The 22,652-nt window shown below is 64.3% G+C and carries 25 protein-coding genes; 20 read left to right on the top strand and 5 right to left on the bottom strand.

Annotation, left to right across the window (positions count from 1 at the left end; all coding sequences use genetic code 11):
* Positions 1-2: 2 nt before the first annotated feature.
* The 3 genes from QA649_RS26795 to QA649_RS26785 all read left to right on the top strand — a co-directional run bounded on the left by QA649_RS26795 (position 3) and on the right by QA649_RS26785 (position 1,993).
* Positions 3-668, top strand: a complete 666-nt coding sequence (locus QA649_RS26795; protein ID WP_283019812.1) for a DUF429 domain-containing protein — start codon at positions 3-5, stop codon at positions 666-668.
* Between the two features lie 147 nt (positions 669-815).
* The gene (locus QA649_RS26790; protein WP_283019811.1) at positions 816-1,199 is read left to right on the top strand and encodes a hypothetical protein; all 384 of its coding nucleotides are present in this window, start codon (positions 816-818) and stop codon (positions 1,197-1,199) included.
* 89 nt (positions 1,200-1,288) lie between these two features.
* Positions 1,289-1,993, top strand: a complete 705-nt coding sequence (locus QA649_RS26785) for a glutathione S-transferase N-terminal domain-containing protein (protein WP_283019810.1) — start codon at positions 1,289-1,291, stop codon at positions 1,991-1,993.
* A gap of 2 nt (positions 1,994-1,995) precedes the next feature.
* Here the strand turns inward: QA649_RS26785 and QA649_RS26780 are convergent, their stop codons facing one another.
* The 3 genes from QA649_RS26780 to QA649_RS26770 all read right to left on the bottom strand — a co-directional run bounded on the left by QA649_RS26780 (position 1,996) and on the right by QA649_RS26770 (position 4,004).
* Entirely contained in the window at positions 1,996-2,778 is a 783-nt protein-coding gene (locus QA649_RS26780; protein WP_283019809.1) for a sulfite exporter TauE/SafE family protein, read from the bottom strand.
* A gap of 3 nt (positions 2,779-2,781) precedes the next feature.
* Positions 2,782-3,414, bottom strand: coding sequence for a TetR/AcrR family transcriptional regulator (locus QA649_RS26775; protein WP_283019808.1), 633 nt, complete (start codon positions 3,412-3,414; stop codon positions 2,782-2,784).
* Between the two features lie 218 nt (positions 3,415-3,632).
* Positions 3,633-4,004 (bottom strand): tRNA-binding protein, encoded by a 372-nt coding sequence (locus QA649_RS26770; protein ID WP_026312471.1) that lies wholly within the window; start codon positions 4,002-4,004, stop codon positions 3,633-3,635.
* Positions 4,005-4,109: 105 nt separating this feature from the next.
* On the opposite strand from QA649_RS26770, the gene QA649_RS26765 reads away from it, so the two are divergent.
* The gene (locus QA649_RS26765; protein WP_283019807.1) at positions 4,110-4,463 is read left to right on the top strand and encodes an ArsC family reductase; all 354 of its coding nucleotides are present in this window, start codon (positions 4,110-4,112) and stop codon (positions 4,461-4,463) included.
* A gap of 4 nt (positions 4,464-4,467) precedes the next feature.
* On the opposite strand, the gene QA649_RS26760 is transcribed toward QA649_RS26765, so the two are convergent.
* Positions 4,468-5,109, bottom strand: coding sequence for a PAS domain-containing protein (locus QA649_RS26760; protein WP_283019806.1), 642 nt, complete (start codon positions 5,107-5,109; stop codon positions 4,468-4,470).
* 341 nt (positions 5,110-5,450) lie between these two features.
* Between QA649_RS26760 and QA649_RS26755 the strand changes: the two genes are divergently transcribed.
* The 7 genes from QA649_RS26755 to QA649_RS26725 all read left to right on the top strand — a co-directional run bounded on the left by QA649_RS26755 (position 5,451) and on the right by QA649_RS26725 (position 11,924).
* Positions 5,451-6,206, top strand: a complete 756-nt coding sequence (locus QA649_RS26755) for an ABC transporter ATP-binding protein (RefSeq protein ID WP_008551999.1) — start codon at positions 5,451-5,453, stop codon at positions 6,204-6,206.
* Positions 6,199-6,945 (top strand): ABC transporter ATP-binding protein, encoded by a 747-nt coding sequence (locus QA649_RS26750; protein ID WP_283019805.1) that lies wholly within the window; start codon positions 6,199-6,201, stop codon positions 6,943-6,945. The genes QA649_RS26755 and QA649_RS26750 overlap by 8 nt, the downstream gene beginning before the upstream one ends.
* A 39-nt stretch (positions 6,946-6,984) precedes the next feature.
* Positions 6,985-8,202 (top strand): ABC transporter substrate-binding protein, encoded by a 1,218-nt coding sequence (locus QA649_RS26745; RefSeq protein WP_283019804.1) that lies wholly within the window; start codon positions 6,985-6,987, stop codon positions 8,200-8,202.
* Between the two features lie 67 nt (positions 8,203-8,269).
* On the top strand, positions 8,270-9,133 hold the full coding sequence (locus QA649_RS26740) for a branched-chain amino acid ABC transporter permease (RefSeq protein WP_145641006.1): 864 nt from the start codon (positions 8,270-8,272) through the stop codon (positions 9,131-9,133).
* 1 nt (position 9,134) lies between these two features.
* Entirely contained in the window at positions 9,135-10,103 is a 969-nt protein-coding gene (locus tag QA649_RS26735; protein ID WP_283019803.1) for a branched-chain amino acid ABC transporter permease, read from the top strand.
* 154 nt (positions 10,104-10,257) lie between these two features.
* Positions 10,258-10,902, top strand: coding sequence for a DUF47 domain-containing protein (locus tag QA649_RS26730; protein ID WP_027574217.1), 645 nt, complete (start codon positions 10,258-10,260; stop codon positions 10,900-10,902).
* Between the two features lie 14 nt (positions 10,903-10,916).
* Positions 10,917-11,924: an inorganic phosphate transporter gene (locus tag QA649_RS26725; protein WP_283019802.1), complete on the top strand. Its 1,008-nt coding sequence runs from the start codon at positions 10,917-10,919 to the stop codon at positions 11,922-11,924.
* Here the strand turns inward: QA649_RS26725 and sugE are convergent.
* Positions 11,917-12,231, bottom strand: a complete 315-nt coding sequence (gene sugE, locus QA649_RS26720; protein ID WP_283019801.1) for a quaternary ammonium compound efflux SMR transporter SugE — start codon at positions 12,229-12,231, stop codon at positions 11,917-11,919. The two genes, QA649_RS26725 and sugE, sit on opposite strands and share 8 nt — an antisense overlap.
* Before the next feature lie 159 nt (positions 12,232-12,390).
* Here sugE and QA649_RS26715 point away from each other — a divergent pair, with 159 nt between their 5' ends.
* The 9 genes from QA649_RS26715 (at position 12,391) to QA649_RS26675 (ending at position 22,516) form a co-directional block, all read left to right on the top strand.
* Positions 12,391-14,013, top strand: coding sequence for a peptide chain release factor 3 (locus QA649_RS26715; protein WP_018646087.1), 1,623 nt, complete (start codon positions 12,391-12,393; stop codon positions 14,011-14,013).
* A 253-nt stretch (positions 14,014-14,266) separates the two neighbouring features.
* Positions 14,267-14,845, top strand: a complete 579-nt coding sequence (locus QA649_RS26710; protein WP_283019800.1) for a hypothetical protein — start codon at positions 14,267-14,269, stop codon at positions 14,843-14,845.
* A gap of 194 nt (positions 14,846-15,039) precedes the next feature.
* Complete coding sequence (locus QA649_RS26705; RefSeq protein ID WP_283026035.1) at positions 15,040-15,972, top strand: transposase; 933 nt, start codon at positions 15,040-15,042, stop codon at positions 15,970-15,972.
* A gap of 193 nt (positions 15,973-16,165) precedes the next feature.
* Entirely contained in the window at positions 16,166-16,750 is a 585-nt protein-coding gene (locus QA649_RS26700) for an NnrU family protein (RefSeq protein ID WP_283019799.1), read from the top strand.
* A 69-nt stretch (positions 16,751-16,819) separates the two neighbouring features.
* A complete protein-coding gene (locus QA649_RS26695; RefSeq protein ID WP_283019798.1) occupies positions 16,820-18,412 on the top strand; it encodes a class I adenylate-forming enzyme family protein in 1,593 nt (530 codons plus the stop codon).
* 167 nt (positions 18,413-18,579) lie between these two features.
* On the top strand, positions 18,580-19,233 hold the full coding sequence (locus QA649_RS26690; RefSeq protein WP_283019797.1) for a tetratricopeptide repeat protein: 654 nt from the start codon (positions 18,580-18,582) through the stop codon (positions 19,231-19,233).
* Between the two features lie 43 nt (positions 19,234-19,276).
* Complete coding sequence (locus QA649_RS26685; protein ID WP_283019796.1) at positions 19,277-19,834, top strand: hypothetical protein; 558 nt, start codon at positions 19,277-19,279, stop codon at positions 19,832-19,834.
* Between the two features lie 46 nt (positions 19,835-19,880).
* Positions 19,881-21,263 (top strand): ribosome biogenesis GTPase Der, encoded by a 1,383-nt coding sequence (gene der / locus QA649_RS26680; RefSeq protein ID WP_283019795.1) that lies wholly within the window; start codon positions 19,881-19,883, stop codon positions 21,261-21,263.
* Complete coding sequence (locus tag QA649_RS26675) at positions 21,260-22,516, top strand: TCR/Tet family MFS transporter (RefSeq protein ID WP_283019794.1); 1,257 nt, start codon at positions 21,260-21,262, stop codon at positions 22,514-22,516. Before der ends, QA649_RS26675 begins: the two co-directional genes overlap by 4 nt.
* Positions 22,517-22,652: the final 136 nt, after the last annotated feature.

Here is a 22,652-nt window from a genome sequence, read left to right as displayed (position 1 = left end):
GCGTGAATAGCTATCTCGGCCTCGATGGATTTCGCTTCGGCTGGGTCGCAGCCTGGATCGACGAGCACGGCGATCACGGCTTCGATTATTCATCCGGCTTGATGCGCTTGCTCGCGATCCCGCACCTACGCGCGATGATCGACATGCCGATCGGATTGCCCCTGAGCGGCTATCGCGCTTGCGATCTGCGTGCACGCGAACTTGTCGGGCCCGCCGTGTTTCTCGGCGCGCGCCGGGACCTCTGGACCTTCCCGGACATGGCCGCGGCCAATCGCCATTACTGGGAGCACGAAGGCAAGGGCAGGGGTGTGTCGGCGCAGCTCTGGAACATCAGGGACAAGATGAAAGAGGTCGACGAAGCCATGACGCCAGCGCGGCAGGCGGCGATCGGCGAAGCGCATCCGGAGCTGATCTTCTGGAATCTCGCGGGGCGCGTCCGTCTCGCAAGCAAGACGTCGGCGCACGGTCGCGAACAGCGCATCGCGCTGCTGCAGCAGCGCGGCTTTACGCGTTTGCCAAGATGGTTGACGCTGCGTCATGGCACAGGCATCGGCCGCGACGATCTCATCGATGCCTGCGCCTGCGCGGTCGCGGCACGCGACAGTACGCAGCGTATCGGTGGGGAGGAGACCGATCCGCGCGGATTGCGGATGGAGATCAATTTTTGAGGCCGATCGGCCCTCCCGATCGCCTTTGCCTTCGCGGTGGCAGCGACTATTGCGAACCGGATTCGAGGGAGGCGCCCTCGTCGTCCAGTCTTGTTGCTCGCGCTTCATACTCGTCGGCCATCGCTCGCACCGTTGTGCGGCTTCGCCATGAGCGAGTTCGTTCGCGACGCAGCGACAGCGTTCAGCGTGGTCGAGCAGGGCGCGCTTCTCGATGTTCATCCAGCGACAACGCTCGAAGGCGCCATTGGTCCCTGCGTAGGCAGCCGGAACCGCGCGATGACCTCGCAGCGGGCGTCGGGAAAAACTGGCAATATTTTCATGTCGCCTCGGAACGTGGCGCTTGAGCCGACGTTTACACCAAAGGCTGTTGAGGGACAAAATACCATGTACGACGTGTGCCAATTGGCGACCGCGATTCTCGCGATTGCCTTTACGGCCCTGCTGTTGGTCACCGGTCAACGGTTCATCGAGTATCGACTGCAGCATGAAGCAATGACCCCGATCGTGGCGATGGCAACGCTGCCGCGATAGCTGTGGGTTCGCCGGGACGAATCGTGACTTGCGCGGTGCAGCATCTCGCCTAGATTGAACGCGCCTCAGTCCATGCACCAAAGGTCCCGATGTCCGATCTCTCCGACTTTCCCATCACCAAGCGCTGGCCGGCCAAGAATCCCGAACTGCTTCAGCTCTATTCGTTGCCGACGCCGAACGGCGTCAAGGTTTCGATCATGCTGGAAGAGATCGGACTGCCATACGAAGTCCACCTCGTCGATTTCGGCAAGGACGACCAGAAGACGCCGGAATTCCTCTCGCTCAATCCGAACGGCAAGATCCCGGCGATGCTCGATCCCAACGGTCCCGGCGGCAGGCCGCTGGCGCTGTTCGAATCCGGTGCGATCCTGCAATACTTGGCGGAGAAGACCGGCAAGCTGCTGCCGCAGGGCGCTGCGCGGCGCTACCAGACCATCCAGTGGCTGCATTTCCAGATGGGCGGCATCGGGCCGATGTTCGGCCAGGTCGGCTTCTTCCACAAATTCGCCGGCAAGGATTTTGAGGACAAGCGGCCGCTGCAGCGCTACGTCGACGAGTCCAAGCGGTTGCTCGGCGTGATGGAGACGCATCTTTCCGGTCGGCAATGGTTCATGGATGACGACTACACCATCGCCGACATCTCCATGCTCGGCTGGGTGCGCAATCTCATCGGCTTTTACGGCGCGGGCGAGCTCGTCGCGTTCAGCCAGTTCAAGTCGGTTGCCGCCTGGCTCGAACGCGGACTGGCGAGGCCGGCGGTGCAGCGCGGCCTGAACATTCCGAAGCGGCCGTAAGATCAGCTCAGCGCCTTGTAGGTCATGTAGAGCGCCATCAGCGAGACGAGGGCGATCATGGCTCGGCGCAGCGCGGCTTTGCTGACGCCGTTGGCCGCGCGTGCGCCGAGATCGGTGCCGACCCACAGGCCGGCCAAGATGCCGAGGATCGCCGGCCAGCCGACCATGAGCCCCTTGCTCCAGTAGATCGAGGCGGCGGGAATGTTGGTCGGGATCACCGAGAAGATCAGGCTGACGAGTTGCGCCTGATGCTGCGGCACGCGCAGGCCCGCGGCGAGGCCGACGGTGATCGCGAGCCCGCCGCCGATGCCCATGAAGCCGGAAGAAAATCCGGCCAGCGTGCCGATGAGGAGCAGGGGCAGCCAGGGCAGTTCGTGTTGTGCGCCAGGCTCGCTGCTGGCGTCCTTACGGTCGCCGCGCAGAAGCAGCATTGCGATCAGCGCGACGAGATAGACGACGTAGGTCCATTGCAGCGCTGCGTCGGACACCGCTGCCGCGGCATGACCGCCGCCCGCGCCGCCGACGAGAAATCCGAGGCCGATCCAGGCGATCCACGCCAGAGGACTACGATTGCCGCTCTGCCAATAGCGACGCGCGCCGGCAAGGCCCGTCGGAGGGATCTGCGTGATCAGAGACGTTCCCTGCGCGACGTGTTGTTCTGCCCCGAGCAACAGCACGGAGAAGATGACGAGGCCGCCACCCGGACTCGTGCCCGTGAAGCCTGATGCCAATCCCGCGACGAGACCGACGCCGCCGCCGGCGAGGAGTTCATGGATCCAGCTCATCGCTCATGTCCTGGTCCGTCGCTTGACGTCCGGGCTGGTCGTGCGCAGACCGTCGATCACGCCATCGACCGCCGCCATGCAGGCTGCGACATCAAAATCCCCGCCCCAGCTTTTCTGCAGCATGAAGCCCTGGAAGATAGCGATCAGCATGCGCGCGATCGCTTCGGCGCCGAGGTCGCGCTTGATGAGACCGTCATGCTGACCACGTTCGACGAGTGCCACGATCAGGGCGCGCGGCATGTCGATGCCTTCGACGACGCTGTTGCGGACGCGGCGGTTGCGCAAGGCCTCGGCCCAGCCATGGATGCCGACGCGCCGACGCGCCTCGCCGGCGGGATCGGTGAGCCATTGCGCGTAGACGCGAACCAGCGCGTGCAGTCCTTCGATCGGATCGCCCGATCCCTGCGCGACCGAGTTGAGCACGGCCTCGCGCCGATGCCGGTCGTCGGCCAGCGCCTCGATCAGATCGTCCTTGCTCTGGAAGTAGAGATAGACCGCGCCGTGGCTGAGCCCCGATCGTTTCACGATGTCGGCCATGCCGGTCTGGTGAAAGCCGTCTTCCGCGAAGCAGGCGAGGGCGGCCTCGAGGATCTGCTGCCGCCGGCTTTCACGCTGCTTGTCGCTGATCTTGGGCATTGGGCTGTCCCTCAATAGCTGACCGGTCGATCGTTTTAGCTGCCGGGAGTTCTGGCTGCCATTCTCCGCCACCGAAATAAAAAGCGATCAGTCAGTCATTTTTATTACCAAAGAGAGCTTTTGTCAAGTCCTGGCCGTCGGGGACGAGAAACAGGGGGATTATGCCGTTGCGACCGCGCGGGGCCGGAGCGGGGCTGCGATCCGTGGCCGCGTTGCGGCTAGAACAGCCGTCCGCCGTTCGGCACGGGCTTGCTCGGCTGCACCAGGACGACCTTGCCGTCGGCATCGGGGAAGCCGAGCGTCAGCACCTCCGAGACAACGGGTCCGATCTGGCGCGGCGGAAAGTTGACGACCGCCGCGACCTGTTGTCCCACCAGCGTCTCGAGCGGATGGTTCTCGGTGATCTGCGCCGAGCTCTTGCGCACGCCGATCGCGGGGCCGAAGTCGATCCAGAGACGCCAGGCCGGCTTGCGCGCCTCCGGGAACGGCTTGGCGTCGACGATGGTGCCGACGCGGATGTCGACCGCGAGGAAGCTGTTGAAATCGATGGTCGGCGAGGCGGCGGCCGCGGGATCGTGGGTGACGTGCATCATGTGTCCGTTTCGCAGAGCGGGCTTCGTTTGCAATATTGTCGCGCGAAGCGGAGTTTCGTACAACGCCGCTGCCGAAGCATCACGCATGCGCGAGGAGTTGTCTTGCCCAACATCATCTACGGCATCAAGAACTGCGACACCATGAAGAAGGCGCGCACCTGGCTCGACAGTCATGGCGTGACTTACGACTTCCACGACTACAAGGCCGCGGGCGTCGAGAAGGACAAGCTCAAGCAGTGGAGCGACAAGGTCGGCTGGGAGTCGCTGCTCAATCGCGCCGGCACGACCTTCAAGAAGCTCCCCGATTCCGACAAGGAAGGCCTCACCGAGAAGAAGGCGCTGGCGTTGATGCTGGCGCAGCCGTCGATGATCAGGCGGCCGGTGCTGGAAGTCGGCGGCAAGCTGCTGGTCGGCTTCAAGCCCGACATCTACGCCAAGGAAGTCAAGGGCAAGTAGTCGGCTAGTTCAGCTCGATGATCTCGGTGGCCTCGCCAGGCTGATCGGAAAACTCGATGATTTCTGCGGCCGCGATGCGGCCGGGAGTGCGATGAAAGAGATCGCGGTCGATCACGGCGCACAATTTGGGGCGCGGCAGCGCGTCATTTCCGCGCATCAGATTCCTGATCTCGAAGCCGCCGTCCTCGCAGAAGGTCTTGAGCGATGCGATGACGTGACAGACCTTGTCGTCGGTCAGGAACGGCAGCAGCAGGCGCTCATAGGCGACGACGCGCCCATAGATGTCGTCGACGTCGGCAACGCTGTAGACCGGAAGCCCGCGCGCGACGCATTCATGATAGACGGGCATCACTGAGGGCACGAGCCGCGGCCCGATATATTCATCCAGCGGCACGCCCTTGCCGGTGTGCCCGTAGGCGTGCGAGATGCGCGTGCCTTCGCTCTGGATGATGAGGCGCGGGTGGGCAGCCGAATTGTCCACCGTATAATAGATGAGATCGGACAGCTCTTCCTCGAGCCGTGCCGGCTGGTACTCCCAGATCGCCGGTGCGATCTCTTGGCGCGCGTAAAGTCGCAGCCACGTGTTCAGCAGATCTCTCTGCCTGATCGACTTGACGACGGAGGGAGCGGCGCTTGCGAAATCCAAAACAATATTCCCGGCAGATATACCCGCAGCATGATGCCGCCTGCGGGAAAATATTCTATGAAGGCTGGCGCGCGGGGCGAAAGACCGTTAACGACGGCTTGATGGCCGGTGCTTTTGCGAACCGGGAGGCCGGGCAGGCACGACATCAAACATCTCCGACTAAGGGAGCATTTGTATCCCAGCCGGAGGCCTGATCTGCTCAGCTTTCCACCTTGCCTAACCCCCGTCACCTCCGGCATATTCCGCGCCCGGAGGCGGCGTTCCGGACGGGCTCCAAGACCTCCGGAATGCCGAAGCAACAAGGACAGCCACGCGCGTTGCGCGGGCAGGGGGAAATCTGTTTGGCCGATGAGTTCATTCTCGAAACGGAAGGCTTGACCAAGGAGTTCGCGGGCTTCTTCGCCGTCCGCGACGTTGCGCTCAAGGTTCGCCGTGGGAGCATTCATGCGTTGATCGGCCCGAACGGCGCCGGCAAGACGACGTGTTTCAATCTTCTGACCAAGTTCCTCAAACCGTCTGCCGGAAAGATCCTGTACAAGGGGCAGGACATCACCGCGATGGCGCCGGCGGACGTCGCCCGCATGGGACTTGTCCGTTCATTCCAGATCTCGGCGGTATTTCCGCATCTCACCGCGCTTGAAAACGTCCGTGTCGCGCTTCAGCGCCAGCACGGCAGTTCCTTCGATTTCTGGCGCTCGAAGTCGGTGCTCAACCGTTTCAACGATCGCGCGCGAGAGCTGCTGAACGATGTCGGCCTGAGCGAGTTTGCCAACACGCCCGCGGTCGAGATGCCCTATGGGCGCAAGCGTGCACTGGAGATCGCAACCACGCTCGCGCTCGACCCCGAGATGATGCTGCTGGACGAGCCGATGGCCGGCATGGGCCACGAGGACATCGACAAGATCGCGGCGCTGATCAAGCGCATCTCCGCGAAATATACCATCCTGATGGTCGAGCATAACTTGAGCGTCGTGGCCAATCTCTCCGACATCATCACCGTGCTGACGCGCGGGCAGGTGCTTGCGCAAGGCCATTACAGCGAGCTCACCAAGGACGAGCGCGTCAAGGAAGCTTACCTGGGAGCCGGTCATGCCTGACACTGCGATCGCCGAGGCTCCGGCAAGGACTGCGACCGGCGGAAACATCCTTCAGGTTCGCAACCTGGAAGCATGGTACGGCGAGTCCCACATCCTGCACGGGATCAACTTCGACGTGAATGCGGGTGAGGTCGTCACCCTGCTCGGGCGTAACGGCGCCGGCAAGACCACCACGCTGAAGTCGATCATGGGCATCATCGGCAAGCGTGCCGGGTCGGTGAAGTTCAACAACCAGGAGATCATTCGCGCCACCTCCGACAGGATCGCGCGGATGGGCATCGCGTTCTGCCCGGAAGAGCGGGGGATATTCGCCAGCCTCGACGTCCGCGAGAATCTGATGCTGCCGCCGGTGGTGCGCGAAGGCGGACTGCCGCTGGAGCAGATCTTCGATCTGTTTCCGAACCTGAAAGAACGGCTGAGCAGCCAGGGCACGAAGCTGTCCGGCGGCGAGCAGCAGATGCTGGCGATCGCACGCATCCTGCGCACCGGCGCGAGCTTCCTGATGCTGGACGAGCCGACCGAGGGCCTCGCGCCCGTCATCATCCAGCAGATCGGCCATACTATTGCGCGGCTCAAGAAGGAGGGCTTTACGATCCTCCTCGTCGAGCAGAACTTCCGCTTCGCATCCACCGTCGCCGATCGCTACTACATCGTCGAGCACGGCAAGGTGATCGACGGTTTTGCGAACTCAGAACTGTCTGCGAATATGGACAAACTGCATACTTATCTCGGCGTCTGACGCCCCGAGTCATTCAATAGAGGATTTCCCGGAGGGAATATGAAACAGCATTTTTCTGCACTTCTTCTCGGCATGGCGTTGGGATTCGTCGCAAGCGGCGCGTCGGCACAGGACAAGACCGTCAAGATCGGCGTGCTGACCGATAATTCCGGTCTCTATTCCGACCTCGGTGGCGCGGGCTCCACGCTGGCTGCCCAGATGGCGATCGAGGATTCCGGGCTTGCCGCCAAGGGCTGGAAGATCGACTTGATCTCCGCCGATCATCAGAACAAGCCCGATATCGCCACCACCATCGCGCGCCAATGGATCGACGTCGAGAAGGTCGACATCTTCATGGATGTGCTGAACTCCGGTGTCGCGCTCGCGGTCAACAATGTCGTCAAGGAGAAGAATTCGATCCTGATCGACACGGGTGCGGCGACGTCGGATCTCACCAACGCCCAATGTTCGCCGAACACGATCCATTGGGTCTATGACACCTACATGCTGGCCAACAGCACCGGTCAGGCGCTGGTGAAGGCTGGCGGCGATTCCTGGTTCTTCCTGACGGCGGACTATGCGTTCGGCGCGGCGCTGGAGCGCGACACCGCGGCGGTGGTGCAAAAGGCGGGCGGCAAGGTGCTCGGCAGCGTCAAGCATCCACTCAATTCCTCGGACTTCTCCTCGTTCCTTTTGCAGGCACAGGCCTCGAAGGCGAAGATCGTCGGTCTTGCCAATGCCGGCGGCGATACCACCAATTCGATCAAGCAGGCCGCCGAGTTCGGCATCGTTGCCGGCGGGCAGAAGCTTGCGGGGTTGCTGTTGTTCATCACCGACGTTCACTCGCTCGGCTTGAACGTGGCGCAGGGGCTCAATTTCACCGAAACCTTCTATTGGGATCTCAACGACGGAACGCGGGCCTTCTCCAAGCGCTTTTCGGAGCGCATGAAGAACAAGGCGATGCCTTCGATGGTGCAGGCCGGCGTCTATTCGGGCTTGATCCATTACTTCAAGGCGCTCGAGGCGATGGGCGGCAATCCGCATGACGGCGCCAAGGCGGTCGAGAAGATGAAGTCGATGCCGACCGACGATCCGCTGTTCGGTCAGGGCAGTATCCGGGTCGATGGCCGCAAGATTCACCCGGCCTACCTGTTCGAGGTCAAGAAGCCCTCGGAATCGAAGGGGCCGTGGGACTACTACAAGCTGGTGGGCACCGTCCCCGCTGACCAGGCGTTCCGGCCGCTCTCCGAGAGCGTCTGTCCGCTGGTGAAGAAATAACTCTCGTGGCCCGCCGGGCGGTCGTGCCGCCGGCGGGCCTTCATTTTGGTGGCGGAAGCTAATCCCGATGCAGGCTCTCTACGCACAGCTACTGGTGGGACTGATCAACGGCTCGTTCTACGCGCTGCTCAGTCTCGGGCTTGCCGTGATCTTCGGCATGCTCAACATCATCAACTTCGCCCATGGCGCGCTCTACATGATGGGCGCCTTCGTCGCCTATTTCCTGCTGAACCTCGGCGGCATCAATTACTGGTGGGCGTTGCTGCTGGCGCCGATCATCGTCGGCATCTTCGGCATGATCCTGGAGCGGACCATGCTGCAATGGCTCACCGGGCTCGACCATCTCTACGGCCTGCTCTTGACCTTCGGCATCGCGCTGATCGTGCAGGGCGTGTTCCAGAACTATTTCGGCTCCTCGGGCCTGCCTTACGCCATTCCGGATCAGCTCAGGGGCGGCATGAATCTCGGCTTCATGTTCCTGCCGATCTATCGCGGCTGGGTCGTCGTGTTCTCTCTGGTCGTGTGTCTTGCCACCTGGTTCCTGATCGAGAAGACGCAACTCGGCGCTTACCTGCGCGCCGCGACCGAAAATCCGACGCTGGTCCGCGCCTTCGGCATCAACGTGCCGCGCATGATCACGCTGACCTACGGTCTCGGCGTCGGCCTTGCCGCGCTCGCCGGCGTGCTCTCGGCGCCGATCAACCAGGTGCGCCCGCTGATGGGCGCCGACCTCATCATCGTCGTGTTCGCCGTGGTGGTGATCGGCGGCATGGGATCGATCATGGGCTCCATCATCACCGGCTTCGCGCTTGGTGTGATCGAGGGCCTGACCAAGTATTTCTACCCCGAGGCCTCCAACACCGTCGTGTTCGTGCTGATGGTGCTGGTGCTGCTGGTGAAGCCGACGGGATTGACGGGAAGGGCGGCCTGATATGACAACCCTGACGGACGATACGCTGCGTGCGACCCCGCGTGCGATGCGCGACGAGATGATCGCGTTCGTGGTGATGGCGCTGCTGCTGGCGGCGGTGCCATTCACCGGGGTCTATCCGTTCTTCGTGATGCAGGCGCTGTGCTTTGCGCTGCTCGCCTGCGCCTTCAATCTTCTGATCGGCTATGGCGGCCTGTTGTCGTTCGGCCACGCGATGTTCCTGGGGACCGCCGGCTACTGCAGCGCGCATGCGCTGAAAGTGTGGGGGCTGCCGCCGGAGCTCGGCATCCTCGTCGGCGTCGCCGCGGCTTTCGCGCTCTCGATCGTGACCGGCTACATCTCGATCCGCCGCCAGGGCATCTATTTCTCGATGATCACGCTGGCGCTGTCGCAGCTGCTGTACTTCATCTACCTCCAGGCCCCGTTCACCCATGGTGAGGACGGCATCCAGGGCATTCCGCAGGGACACATGTTCGGAGTCCTCGATCTGTCCAAGCCGACGGTTCTGTATTACGTCGTGCTGGTCGGCTTCCTCGCCGGCTTTTTGCTGATCTTCCGCATCATCAATTCGCCGTTCGGTGAGGTCCTGAAGTCGATCCGCGAGAACGAGCAGCGCGCCATATCGCTGGGCTACCGGACCGACCAGTACAAGTTTCTGGCCTTCGTCCTGTCCGGAACGCTGGCCGGCTTTGCCGGTTCGCTGAAGGTGTTCGTGGCGCAAAATGCCTCGCTCACCGACGTGCATTGGTCGATGTCGGGCGAGGTCGTGCTGATGACGCTGGTCGGCGGGCTCGGCACCATCTTCGGCCCCGTGGTCGGCGCCTTCGTCATCATCGCCATGCAGCAATATCTGGCGAGCTTCGGCCAGTGGGTGACGGTGATCCAGGGCTCGATCTTCGTGATCTGCGTTCTCACCTTCCGCCGCGGCGTCATCGGTGAAATCGCGCATTACTTCCGAAGGTCGCTCTAAGTAATTGATTTTACGGAATATTATCTGTTTCTTGAAAGCGGTGGATGATCGGCTCCGCGGGCGTGAGGTGGCACGCGCGCGGATCGAAAATGGTCTATGACAGTTTTGTGACGGCCCATCCGGGCCGGGCCATTTCCAACCGGTAGTCTCTCCCATGATGCGATGGTTTCGCGCGTTCCTGCCCAAGGAAGAACGGTTCTTCGACCTGTTCGACCGCCATGCCCAGACCGTGATCCAGGGCGCGATCGCGCTTCAGGGCATGCTCAATGGGGGCGAGGAGACGCCGGTCTATTGCCAGCGCGTCAATCAGTTCGAGAACGATGCCGACAATATCACCCGCGAGGTGCTGACGGCGGTGCGCCGCACCTTCATCACCCCGTTCGACCGCGGCGACATCAAGAACCTCATCACCTCGATGGACGATGCCATCGACCAGATGCAGCAGACCGCCAAGGCCGTGATGCTGTTCGAGGTCCGCGCCTTCGAGCCGCCGATGCGGGAGATCGGAGGGCTTTTGATCGAATGCGCCAATCTGGTCGGCCGCGCGCTGCCGCTGATGCAGTCGATCGGTCCGAACGTCGCCATGCTGACTGCGATCACGGAGGAGCTGGGCAAGCTGGAGGGGCGGGTCGACGATCTCCACGATATCGGGCTGAAGGAGCTGTTCCTCAAGCATCGCGACGGCAATGCGATGGACTTCATCGTCGGCGTCGAGATCTACGACCATCTTGAAAAAGTGGCCGATCGATTCGACGACGTCGCGAACGAGATCAACAGCATCGTCATCGAGCAAGTGTAGGGCAGGGCCTCGCCGTGGATGCTGCGTTGGGTGTTCCCGTCCTGGTCGGACTGATCGCCGTCGCGCTGCTGTTCGACTTCCTGAACGGCCTGCACGACGCCGCCAATTCGATCGCGACCATCGTGTCGACCCGCGTGTTGCGGCCGCAATTCGCTGTGTTCTGGGCCGCGTTCTTCAATTTCGTCGCCTTCATGGTGTTCGGCCTGCACGTCGCCCAGACCATCGGCACCGGCATCATCGATCCCTCGATCGTCGATGCCCAGGTGATCTTCGCGGCCCTGGTCGGCGCCATCGTCTGGAACCTCGTGACCTGGGCGCTCGGTATTCCCTCCTCGTCCTCGCACGCGCTGATCGGCGGCCTCGTCGGCGGCGGCATGGCGAAGGCGGGGATTTCGGCGGCGGTGTGGAGCGGATTGTCCAAGACGGTGCTGGCGATCGTGCTGTCGCCGCTGGTCGGCTTCCTGCTCGCGATGATGCTGGTTGCGATCGTGTCCTGGGCCTCGGTGCGCTCGACGCCGTTCGCGGTCGACCGCGCCTTCCGCATCCTGCAATTCGCCTCCGCCTCGCTCTATTCGCTCGGCCATGGCGGCAACGACGCGCAGAAGACCATGGGCATCATCGCCGTGCTGCTCTATTCGCAGGGCCATCTCGGCAGCGAGTTCTCGGTGCCGTTCTGGGTGGTGCTGTCCTGCCAGGCGGCGATGGCGCTGGGCACGCTGATGGGCGGCTGGCGCATCGTCCGCACCATGGGCCTGCGCATCACCAAGCTGACGCCGATGCAGGGTTTTTGCGCCGAAACGGGCGGCGCGGCGACCCTGTTCATGGCGACCTTCCTGGGGGTTCCCGTCTCGACCACCCACACCATCACCGGCGCCATCGTCGGCGTCGGCGCGGCCCGCCGCGTCTCGGCGGTGCGCTGGAACGTCGCAAGCTCGATCGTCTATGCCTGGGTGATCACGATCCCGGCCTCGGCGATCGTCGCCGCGCTGACCTGGTGGGCGGTCCAGATCTTCGTCAGGTGACGAGCTTCAGCCCGACGATGCCGGCGACGATCAGTCCGATGCTGGCCAGGCGAAAGGCCGTGGCCGGCTCGCCGAACAGGACGATGCCGAGCGTTGCGGTGCCGACCGCGCCGATCCCGGTCCAGACCGCATAGGCGGTCCCGACGGGCAGCGATTTGAGCGCGAACCCGAGCAGGATGACGCTGCCCGCCATCGCCGCGAGCGTGATGACGGAGGGAACAAGCTTGCTGAAACCCTCGGTGTATTTCAGCCCGATCGCCCAGGTAATCTCGAGAAGACCGGCGACGAACAGGATGCTCCAGGCCATGACGACCCTCCATTCACGGCAGGGTCGTCCCCGCGGCTGATATGCTGGTGGGATAGGAGGGCCGTCCCTCCCATCGGCCGATATGGGGCTGGCCAGAGGGCTCTGCAATCACCAAATGAGGCTTGATCAGGCCCATTTTCCCTGCCAAACGCTCCCGCCATGTCCGACATCGCCACCACCACAGCCGAATCGCCGGCCCGTTCCCCGCTTGCCACCGAGGTGGCGCGGCGGCGGACCTTTGCGATCATCTCCCACCCCGACGCCGGCAAGACCACGCTGACCGAGAAGCTGCTGCTGTTCGGCGGCGCCATCAACCTCGCCGGTCAGGTCAAGGCCAAGGGCGAGCGGCGCAACACGCGTTCGGACTGGATGAAGATCGAGCGCGAGCGTGGCATCTCGGTCGTGACCTCGGTCATGACCTTCGAGTTCGAAGGTCTGGTCTTCAACCTCCTGGACACGCCCGGCCACGAGGACTTTTCGGAAGACACCTACCGCACGCTGACGGCGGTCGATTCCGCCGTGATGGTGATCGACGCCGCCAAGGGCATCGAGGCGCGCACCCGAAAGCTGTTCGAGGTGTGCCGTCTGCGCGACATCCCGATCATCACCTTCATCAACAAGATGGACCGAGAGAGCCGGGACGTGTTCGAGCTGCTCGACGAGATCGAGAAGACGCTGGCGCTCGACACCACGCCGATGACCTGGCCGGTCGGCCGCGGCCGCGACTTCCTCGGCACCTATGATGTCGTCAATGGCGGCGTGCGTCTGCTCGAAGGCGGCGGCGCCAAGACCGGCGCGGCACAGCAGATCGAGATCGCCGAACTCGCCAAGCTCAACGCCAACCTCGACGTGTCCGCGGTGAAGGACGAGCTCGAGCTCGTCACCGAGGCCTCGAAACCGTTCGAGCTCGGCGCCTTCCGCGAAGGCCATCTGACGCCGGTCTATTTCGGCAGCGCGCTGCGCAATTTCGGCGTTGGCGACCTCCTTGAAGGTCTCGGCAAGTTCGCGCCTGAGCCACGCGCGCAGGAGAGCGACCAGCGCAAGGTCGAGGCGACCGATCCGCGCATGAGCGCCTTCGTGTTCAAGATCCAGGCCAACATGGATCCGAACCACCGCGACCGCATCGCCTTCGCGCGCCTCTGCTCGGGCAAGCTCAGCCGCGGCATGAAGGCCAAGCTGGTGCGCACCGGCAAGAGCATGCCGCTGTCGAGCCCGCAATTCTTCTTCGCGCAGGACCGTTCGGTGGCGGACGAGGCCTTCGCCGGCGACGTCGTCGGCATTCCCAATCACGGCACGCTGCGCATCGGCGACACGCTGACCGAAGGCGAGGATTTCACCTTCGTCGGTGTGCCCAGCTTTGCGCCGGAAATCGTCCGCCGCGTCCGTCTCACCGACGCGATGAAGGCGAAGAAGCTGAAAGAAGCGCTGCAGCAGATGTCGGAAGAGGGCGTGGTGCAGGTGTTCCGCCCGCGCGACGGCGCCCCGGCGCTGGTCGGCGTCGTCGGCGCGCTGCAGCTCGACGTGCTGAAGGCGCGCCTGGAAGCGGAATATTCGCTGCCGGTCGAGTTCGAGGTCAGCGAATTCCAGCTGGCGCGCTGGGTCTCGTCGGACGATCGCAAGAAGCTCGACACTTTTATTGCCGCCAACACCTCGAGCATCGCCGACGACGTCGACGGCGATCCCGTGTATCTCGCCAGGAACGAGTTCTATCTCGGCTACACAAGGGAACGGGCCGAGGGCATCGAGTTCACCAACGTCAAGGACGTCAAGAAGAAGGGGTAGGGTGGCGCTGCGCTCTCCGCAGCGCAGCCACATCCTCCGCTGCGCAACCCAGCCTCCGCTGTCGTGCCCCGGCTTGACCGGGGCATCCAGTACGCCGCAGCTCATCGATTCAATCACTACCGTCTCGGTGTACTGGGTCGCCCGGTCAAGCCGGGCGACGACAGCGGGGCGAACGCGAGCATGTGAACGCGCGCGGACTTGACGCGTTCATGGACAATGCCACTTGCTTCTCATGGCATCGTGAGCTCACTCCATGTGGCGCGGCATCCTCGTTTTCCTTCTGCTGGCAGTATCAACAGCGGCCGCCGATGCGCAGCGCCGCCAGATCAATCCGATCCCGTTTTCGCACGAGCCGTGCAGCGTACTCGACTATCGGCCCTGCACGCCCTCCTATTGCAGTCCCCTCGAGCCCGGCCCCTGCATTCCCGAGATCGACTACCCCTACGGCCAGAACCTCCAGCTCACGATCGAGAGCGTGCCGTCCGAGGCCGATCGCGCAAAATACCAGAAGCCGGATCACGATCTCGACACGATCGGCGACCTCTTCGCCGAGCTGCGCACCTGCTGGTCGCCGCCGGCGGACAATGCCCGGGCGGGCATGCAGATGGCGGTGCGCTTCAGCTTCAACAAGGCGGGCGCCCTGATCGGCCCGCCGCGCCTGACATATGCGACTGCGGGCGTGCCGGCCGCCACCCGCACGACTTATCTTGACGCGATCAATTCATCGTTGAAAGCCTGTCTGCCGCTGAAATTCACCAGCGGCCTCGGTGGTGCCCTGGCCGGCCGACCGATCGCGATCCGCTACGTCGATAACCGGGAGCTCGGAAAGTAGCTCTATCCCCTCATCCTTGTAAGTTTCGACTCACTGGATCGGATAGAGTGTCCGGTGCGGTAGCGGACGGGAGACCGCCTCATCCCAGGGCTTTGAAGCCCGAGCCTCAGCGCGGCGCCCCGTCCGTTGTTCCATTGAACCCGAACAGTCGCGAGGGCCGCCTGGCGAGCCCGATTGCGCAAGGATGGGTGCAGATGGACGCGATCTATATTGGCATTGATGTATCGAAGGACCGGCTGGACGTGCATTTGCGTCCGAGCGGGGAAGCCTTTGCCGTGGCGCGTGACGGCAAAGGCTTGGAAGACCTTGTTGCTCGTCTGCAGGCCTGTTCGCCAACGCTGATTGCAGTGGAAGCGACGGGCGGCTTCGAGACCATTGTCGCGGCGGCGCTGGCCGGCGCCCAACTGCCGCTGGTGGTGGTCAATCCGGCCCAAATCCGGCACTTCGCGCAGGCCGTTGGCCAGCGCGCCAAGACCGATCCGATCGATGCGGCAGTCATCGCGCGGTTTGTCGAGGCGGTGAAGCCGACGCCGCGTGCCATGCCAGATCAGGAAGCCCGGCTGCTGGCCGAACTGGTCAGCCGCCGACGGCAGATCATCGAGATGATCGTTGCCGAGCGCCAGCGCGAGAAGCGGGCCGAGAATGTCCGCGTTCGCAAGAGCCTTGCCCGCCACATCAAGGTCCTCGAGAAGGAGCTGCTGGAGATCGACAACGACATCGACACGCTGGTGCGCGGTTCGCCGGTCTGGCGCGCCAAGGAGGAGTTGCTGGTGAGCTTTCCGGGTGTAAGCAACACGCTCGCCCGCACCTTCCTGGCCGAGGTGCCCGAGCTCGGCACCCTCAATCGGCGCCAGATCGCAAGCCTCGCCGGCCTTGCTCCGTTCACCCGCCAATCCGGCCGCTGGAAGGGCAAGAGCATGATCGGCGGCGGGCGAGCCGCACTGCGCGCCGGGCTCTACATGGCCGCTCTCTCGGCCAGCCGACACCATCCGCAGCTCAAGCTCTTCTATCAACGCCTGCTGATCGCCGGGAAGCCGAAGATGGTGGCCCTCATCGCCGTCGCTCGCAAAGTCCTCACCATCCTCAACGCCATGCTCAGGGACCAAAAACAATGGCAACCCGCTTGACGAAGAACACAGTCGCTGAGGAGCGCGTTCTTCACGCGCGTCTCGAAGGAAAGGTCCCCGTTGTCGCGACAGCCGGGCCTGCATGGTTCGAGACGGCGCAAGGGCGCGCTCCTCAGCATGAGGGGTGAGAGAGTTGCGACCATCGGCCAATCGATGATACCTCAGGGCGGGGGCTGCTTGAGGGGAGGATGTCATGGGTCTGCTGGTCATGATCCTGGGGCTGGTGCTGTTTTTCGCGGCCCATGTTTTCACGACGAAACGCGAGGCGCGCGCGCAGGCCATCGGCAGGCTGGGCGAGGGGACCTACAAGCTCCTCTACGCGGTGGTCTCGCTTGCGGGACTGGCGCTGATCATCTGGGGCTTTTCCCATTATCGCAGCTCCGGCTGGATCGACGTCTGGTATCCGCCGAAGGCGCTCAAGCACATCACGCTCGTGCTGATGCTGCCCGCCGTCATCCTGGTGGTCGCCTCCTATTTGCGCGGCCGCATCTATGCGACCTTGAAGCACCCGATGCTGGCCGGCATCAAGCTGTGGGCGGCCGCGCATCTGCTCGCCAATGGCGACCTCGGCTCGATCATCCTGTTCGGCTCGTTCCTGGGCTGGGCGGTCTACGACCGCATCTCGCTGAAGCATCGCAAGGATGCCGGCGGCCCGCCGATTCCGGTCGGCGGCGTCACCAATGATCTGATCGCCGTTGCCGTCGGTGTCGTTGCCTATCTGGCGCTGGCCTTTGCGTTCCATCCCGTCGTGATCGGTGTTCCCGTCGTGGGTGTCTAGCCGATCAGCGCAAGACAGCTCGGTATGCCCGTGCGCGGAAGGTGACAAAGCAACAAGCCGAGGCCTCCGATGGACTGGTCGCATTCAAAAATCCCGCCGATGCACCTCGAGGCGCGCTTCGGCGATCGGGTGGTGCCGGCTTTCTGCGACCGGCCGGCCAGTCTCTGGGCGATGATCACGGACGCCTGCGCCCGCAATCCCAATGGCGAAGCGCTGATCGCGGGCAATGTCCGGCTGAGCTGGCGGCAGGCGGTGGAGCGGGCCGCGCAGATCGCCGCGGGCTTGCGCAAGCTCGGTCTGCAGCGCGGCGATCGCGTTGCGATCCTGCTCGGCAACCGCATCGAATTTCCGCTGCTGCTGTTCGCCGCCGCGCATGAGGGCCTCGTCACGGTGCTGCTCGGCACGCGCCAGCAGAAGCCGGAGATCGCCTATGTGCTTGCCGATTGCGGCGCGAAGATCCTGATCCACGAAGCGGGGCTCGCCGAGCGGCTGCCCGAGGCGCCTGATGTCCCCGACGTCATCCACCGCATCGCTGTCGATGACGATCCGCATCTGTCGCGCTTTGCGGTGCTCGCAGACAATCCACCAGCGCCAGCCCCGGTCGAGACGAGCGAAGAGGACACCGCGATGATCCTCTACACCTCGGGCACCACAGGCAAGCCGAAGGGCGCGATGCTCGCCCATTGCAACATCGTGCATTCCTCGATGGTGTTCGTGTCCTGCCTGCAATTGACAGAAGCCGACCGTTCGATCGCAGCCGTGCCGCTCGGCCACGTCACCGGCGTCGTCGCCAACATCACGACCATGATCCGCTGCGCCGGCGCGCTGATCATCATGCCGGAATTCAAGGCTGCCGATTATCTCAAGCTTGCCGCGCGCGAGCGCGTCACCTACACGGTGATGGTGCCGGCGATGTACAACCTCTGCCTGCTGCAGCCCGATTTCGACAGCTACGACCTGTCGAGTTGGCGCATCGGCGGCTTCGGCGGCGCACCGATGCCGGTCGCCACCATCGAGAAGCTCAAGGCGACGATTCCCGGCCTGAAGCTGATGAACTGCTACGGCGCGACCGAGACGACGTCGCCCTCGACGATCATGCCGGGCGAATTGACGGCGAGCCATATCGACAGCGTCGGCCTGCCGTGCCCCGGCGCGCGTATCGTCGCGATGGATGCGGACGGGCGCGAGCTTCCCCCCGGCGAGATCGGCGAGCTCTGGATCCAGAGCGCCTCCGTCATCAAGGGCTACTGGAATAATCCGAAAGCCACGGCCGAAAGCTTCACGAGCGGTTTCTGGCACTCGGGCGATCTCGGCTCGGTCGATGCACAAGGCTTCGTCCGCGTCTTCGACCGGCAGAAGGACATGATCAATCGCGGCGGCCTGAAGATCTATTCGGCCGAAGTCGAATCCGTGCTCGCCGGGCATCCCGCGGTGATCGAAAGCGCGATCATTGCCAGGGCCTGCCCGGTGCTGGGCGAGCGCGTCCACGCTGTGGTGGTGACCCGCGCGCCCGTTGCCGACGCCGACTTGCGCGCCTGGTGCGCCGAGCGGCTGTCCGACTACAAGGTCCCCGAGACCGTGGCGATCACCTCCGAGCCGCTGCCGCGCAATGCCAATGGCAAGGTGCTGAAGCGGCAGCTGCGGGAGCGCCTCGGAACCTGAGCGGGGCAGGTGGCTCCTGGCTTCTGCCGGGTGGTTAACGCCTTGATCGGGCTCGCTTTGCCTTGCCACCGCCATATCGTTAGGGTACCTCGCCGCCACACGGGGGACGGGATTCCTGACGCGAATGCCTTGGCGCGCGCACCCGGACGGGCATGGGATTAGCATAAGTGTCTGAATTATTTGACGAAGTCGACGAGGAAGTACGTCGCGAACAGCTCAAGAAGCTGTGGGACAAGTATTCGATCTACTTCATCGCCCTGATGGTGCTGGTCGTTGCCGCCGTCGGCGGCTGGCGCGGCTACCAGTATCTGGAGGCCAAGAAGGCCGCCGAGGCCGGTGCTGCCTTCGAGAAGGCCGTCGAGCTGTCCGAGCAGGGCAAGCACGCCGAGGCCGAGACCGCCTTCACCGAGCTCGCCGCCAAGGCCCCCTTCGGCTATCGCACCCTGGCGCGGCTGCGCGCTGCGGCCGAGGCGGCCAGCCGCGATCCCAAGGCGGCCGCCAAGCTGTACGACGACATTGCCGCCGACCGCGGCGTGGGCGGCGAATGGCAGGATCTGGCCAGGATCCGCGCCGCCGGCCTCCTGGTCGACAGCGCCTCCTATGCCGACATCCAGCAGCGGCTGGAGGCCTCCGCCACCCCGAAATCGACGTTCCGCCACACCGCGCGCGAGATGCTGGCGCTGTCGGCCTGGCGCAACAACGACATGACTGCGGCCCGCAAATGGCTCGACACGATTGCCGAGGACGGTGAAACGCCAGCCGGCCTGCGTTCTCGTGCCGAGGCGCTGGCGGCTCTGCTGCCGCCCGTCGCCAAAAGCTGACCAAGAGCTGACCGACGGGCTCTCTGACCTGACGAGATACGATATGCGCCGTACGCCACGCTTGATCGCAGCCGCCGTCCTGATCGCCTTCACCGGCGTCCTGGGCGGCTGCTCCAGCTTCGATCCAAGCGACATGCTCGACTTCCTCGACACCAAGAAGAAGCTGCCGGGCGATCGCAAGCCGGTCTTCCCCGAGGGCGTTCCGGGCCTCGAGCAGGGTGTCCCGAAGGACATGTACAAGGGCGCGCAGCAGCAGCCGGATCCGAATGCGCCTGCCGTCGCAGCTCTGCCGACCGAGCCGCCGCCGCCCGAGCCGGCCAAACCGGCCAAGGGTGCCAAGGCGAAGAAGACCCATCAGCCGGCCGCCGCTGCCGCCGCACCGGCTGAGGCGGCCCCCGGCGAGGTCGATGGCGAGGTCCAGCCCGAGGCCGCGCCGCCCACCGCCGCGCCTCCACCCAAGCAGAAGATCGTGCGCAAGCGCACCACCGCGCCGCCGCCGGATCAGCCGGTCCAGCAGGCGCAACCGACCCAGACCACACAGCAGCAATCGCAGGGCGGCTTCCCGGCGCCGCTGCCGAGCGGCGGCTTCACGCGCCAATAACTTCATTGAATTGACAGGCGCGGCCTTCGCAGCGCACGAATGACCGATGTCCTTCACGATCGCCATCATCGGCCGGCCCAATGTCGGCAAATCGACGCTGTTCAACCGCCTGGTTGGGCAGAAGCTCGCGCTCGTCGATGACCTGCCGGGCGTCACCCGCGACCGCCGCGAGGGTGAGGCCAGGCTCGGCGATCTCGAATTCACCATCATCGATACCGCCGGCCTCGACGAGGGCGCGAGGGGTTCGCTGACCGCGCGCATGCAGGAGCAGACCGAGGCCGCGATCGCGCAAGCCGATGCGCTGTTCTTCGTCATCGATGCCCGCATCGGCCTCACGCCCACCGACCGCGCCTTCGCCGATTTCGCCCGCAAGGCCAACAAGCCGGTGCTGCTGGTCGCCAACAAGAGCGAAGGCAGGCATGGCGATGCCGGCGCGATGGAATCCTTCGCGCTCGGTCTCGGCGATCCCATCCAGATCTCGGCCGAGCACGGCGAGGGCATGGGCGAGCTCTACGATGCGCTCGCCAAGCTCATGCCGGAGCCCGTCGAGGACGACGAGATCGAGGACGACGAGCCGCTCTCCGAGGAGGAGGCCGCAACGCGTCCGATCCGGGTTGCCATCGTCGGCCGGCCCAATGCCGGCAAGTCGACGCTGATCAACCATCTGCTCGGTGAGGAGCGCCTGCTGACGAGCCCGGAAGCGGGCACCACGCGCGATTCCATCGCGGTCGAGATCAACTGGAAGGGCCGCGATTTCCGCGTGTTCGACACCGCCGGCCTGCGCCGGCGCTCGCGCATCGAGGAGAAACTGGAAAAGCTCTCGGTCGCCGACGCGCTGCGCGCGGTGCGCTTTGCCGAAGTCGTCGTGCTGATGATGGACACGCAGAATCGCTTCGAGGAGCAGGATCTCCGTATCGCCGATCTGATCGAGCGCGAGGGCCGCGCAATCGTGCTTGCCGCCAACAAATGGGACCTGATGGAGACCAGGGGCGGCGGCGCGATCTCGAACTTGCGCCGCGATGCCGATCACTGGCTGCCGCAGGTCAAGGGCGTGCCGATCGTCGCCGTCTCCGGCCTGATGGGCGAGGGCATCGACCGCCTGATGCAGGCGATCCAGGACGCCTATGCTGTCTGGAACCGGCGCGTGCCGACCGCTGCGCTCAATCGCTGGTTCGAGCAGGCGATCCAGGCCAATCCGCCGCCCGCAGTGTCCGGCCGCAGGCTGAAGCTGAACTACATCACGCAGACCAAGGCGCGTCCGCCGAGTTTTGTTCTCTTCTGCTCGCGGGCGGATGCGGTGCCGCAGTCTTACTTGCGCTATCTGACCAATTCGATGCGCGAGACGTTCGAGCTGCCGGGCACGCCGGTGCGCATCACCCTGCGCGAGAAGGCCAATCCCTTCGCGCACAAGCGCAAGCGCCCGTCATGAGCGACGGCGCCGGGGAGGCGACGGCGCAAGGCGCTGCGCCGGTCCGGCGCGGCGCGGTCGCATTCATCTTCGTCACCATCCTGCTCGACATGGTCGCGCTCGGCGTCATCATGCCGGTGCTGCCGAAGCTGATCGAGGGCTTCGTCGACAACGACACCGCGCACGCGGCCCGCATCTTCGGCCTATTCGGCACCGCCTGGGCGCTGATGCAGTTCGTGTTCTCGCCGGTGCTGGGTGCGCTGTCGGATCGCTTCGGACGGCGGCCGGTGGTGCTGCTGTCGAATTTCGGCCTTGCCGCCGACTACGTGCTGATGGCGCTGGCGCCCTCGCTCGTCTGGCTGTTCATCGGCCGTGTGATCTCCGGCATCACCTCGGCCAGCATCTCGACTGCCTTTGCCTATATCGCCGACATCACGCCGCCGGAGCGGCGTGCGGCGATCTTCGGCAGGATTGGCGCAGCCTTCGGCGCCGGCTTCATCCTGGGCCCGGCGCTCGGCGGCCTTTTGGGCGACATCGATCCGCGCCTGCCGTTCTGGGCAGCGGCGGCGTTGAGCTTCGCCAATGCGCTGTATGGATTGCTGGTGCTGCCGGAATCGCTGGCACCGGATCGGCGTGCACCGTTCCGCTGGACCAGCGCCCATCCAATCGGCGCCCTGCGTCTGCTCCGCAGCAACGCGGTGCTGGCCGGGCTGTCGATCGTCAACTTCATCGCGCAGGTCGCGCATGTCGTGCTGCCCTCGACCTTCGTGCTCTATGCCACCTATCGCTATGGCTGGGATTCCAAGACGGTCGGACTGACGCTCGCGATGGTCGGCATCTGCGCCATGGTGGTGCAGGGGCTCGCCATCGGCCCGATCGTGCGCGTGCTCGGCGAACGAAAAGCCCTGATGCTCGGCCTGTGCTGTGGCGCGATCGGATTCGTGATCTTCGGCGCCGCGCCCACCGGGCCGCTGTTCTGGATCGGCATTCCCGTGATGTCGCTGTGGGGCATTTCGGGCGCCGCCATGCAGTCGCTGATGACGCGGCTGGTCGCGCCCGATCAGCAGGGCCAGTTGCAGGGCGCGACCGCGAGCGTGCAGAGCGTGTCGCAGCTCGTCGGCCCGTTCCTGTTCACGCTGACGTTTTCGTATTTCATCGGCGCCGGTGCGCCGCTGCATCTGCCCGGCGCACCGTTCCTGCTCGCGGCGGTGCTGATGGTGATATGCGTGGCGATCGCGGTGCGGGCGCTGGCTGCAACGAAGATGGTCTCGTAGCGACGAAGACGGCCTCGTAGGGTGGGCAAAGGCGCGTAAGCGCCGTGCCCACGATCCCTACGTGATCGCAAAAGGCGGTGGGCACGCTCCGCTTTGCCCACCCTACGGCAGCGTTTTCCATGTTTCCAAAACGCAA

Origin of the sequence: Bradyrhizobium sp. CB1717, assembly GCF_029714325.1 — a bacterium.
Taxonomy (GTDB): domain Bacteria; phylum Pseudomonadota; class Alphaproteobacteria; order Rhizobiales; family Xanthobacteraceae; genus Bradyrhizobium.
This window is presented reverse-complemented; position numbering and strand designations above follow the sequence as displayed.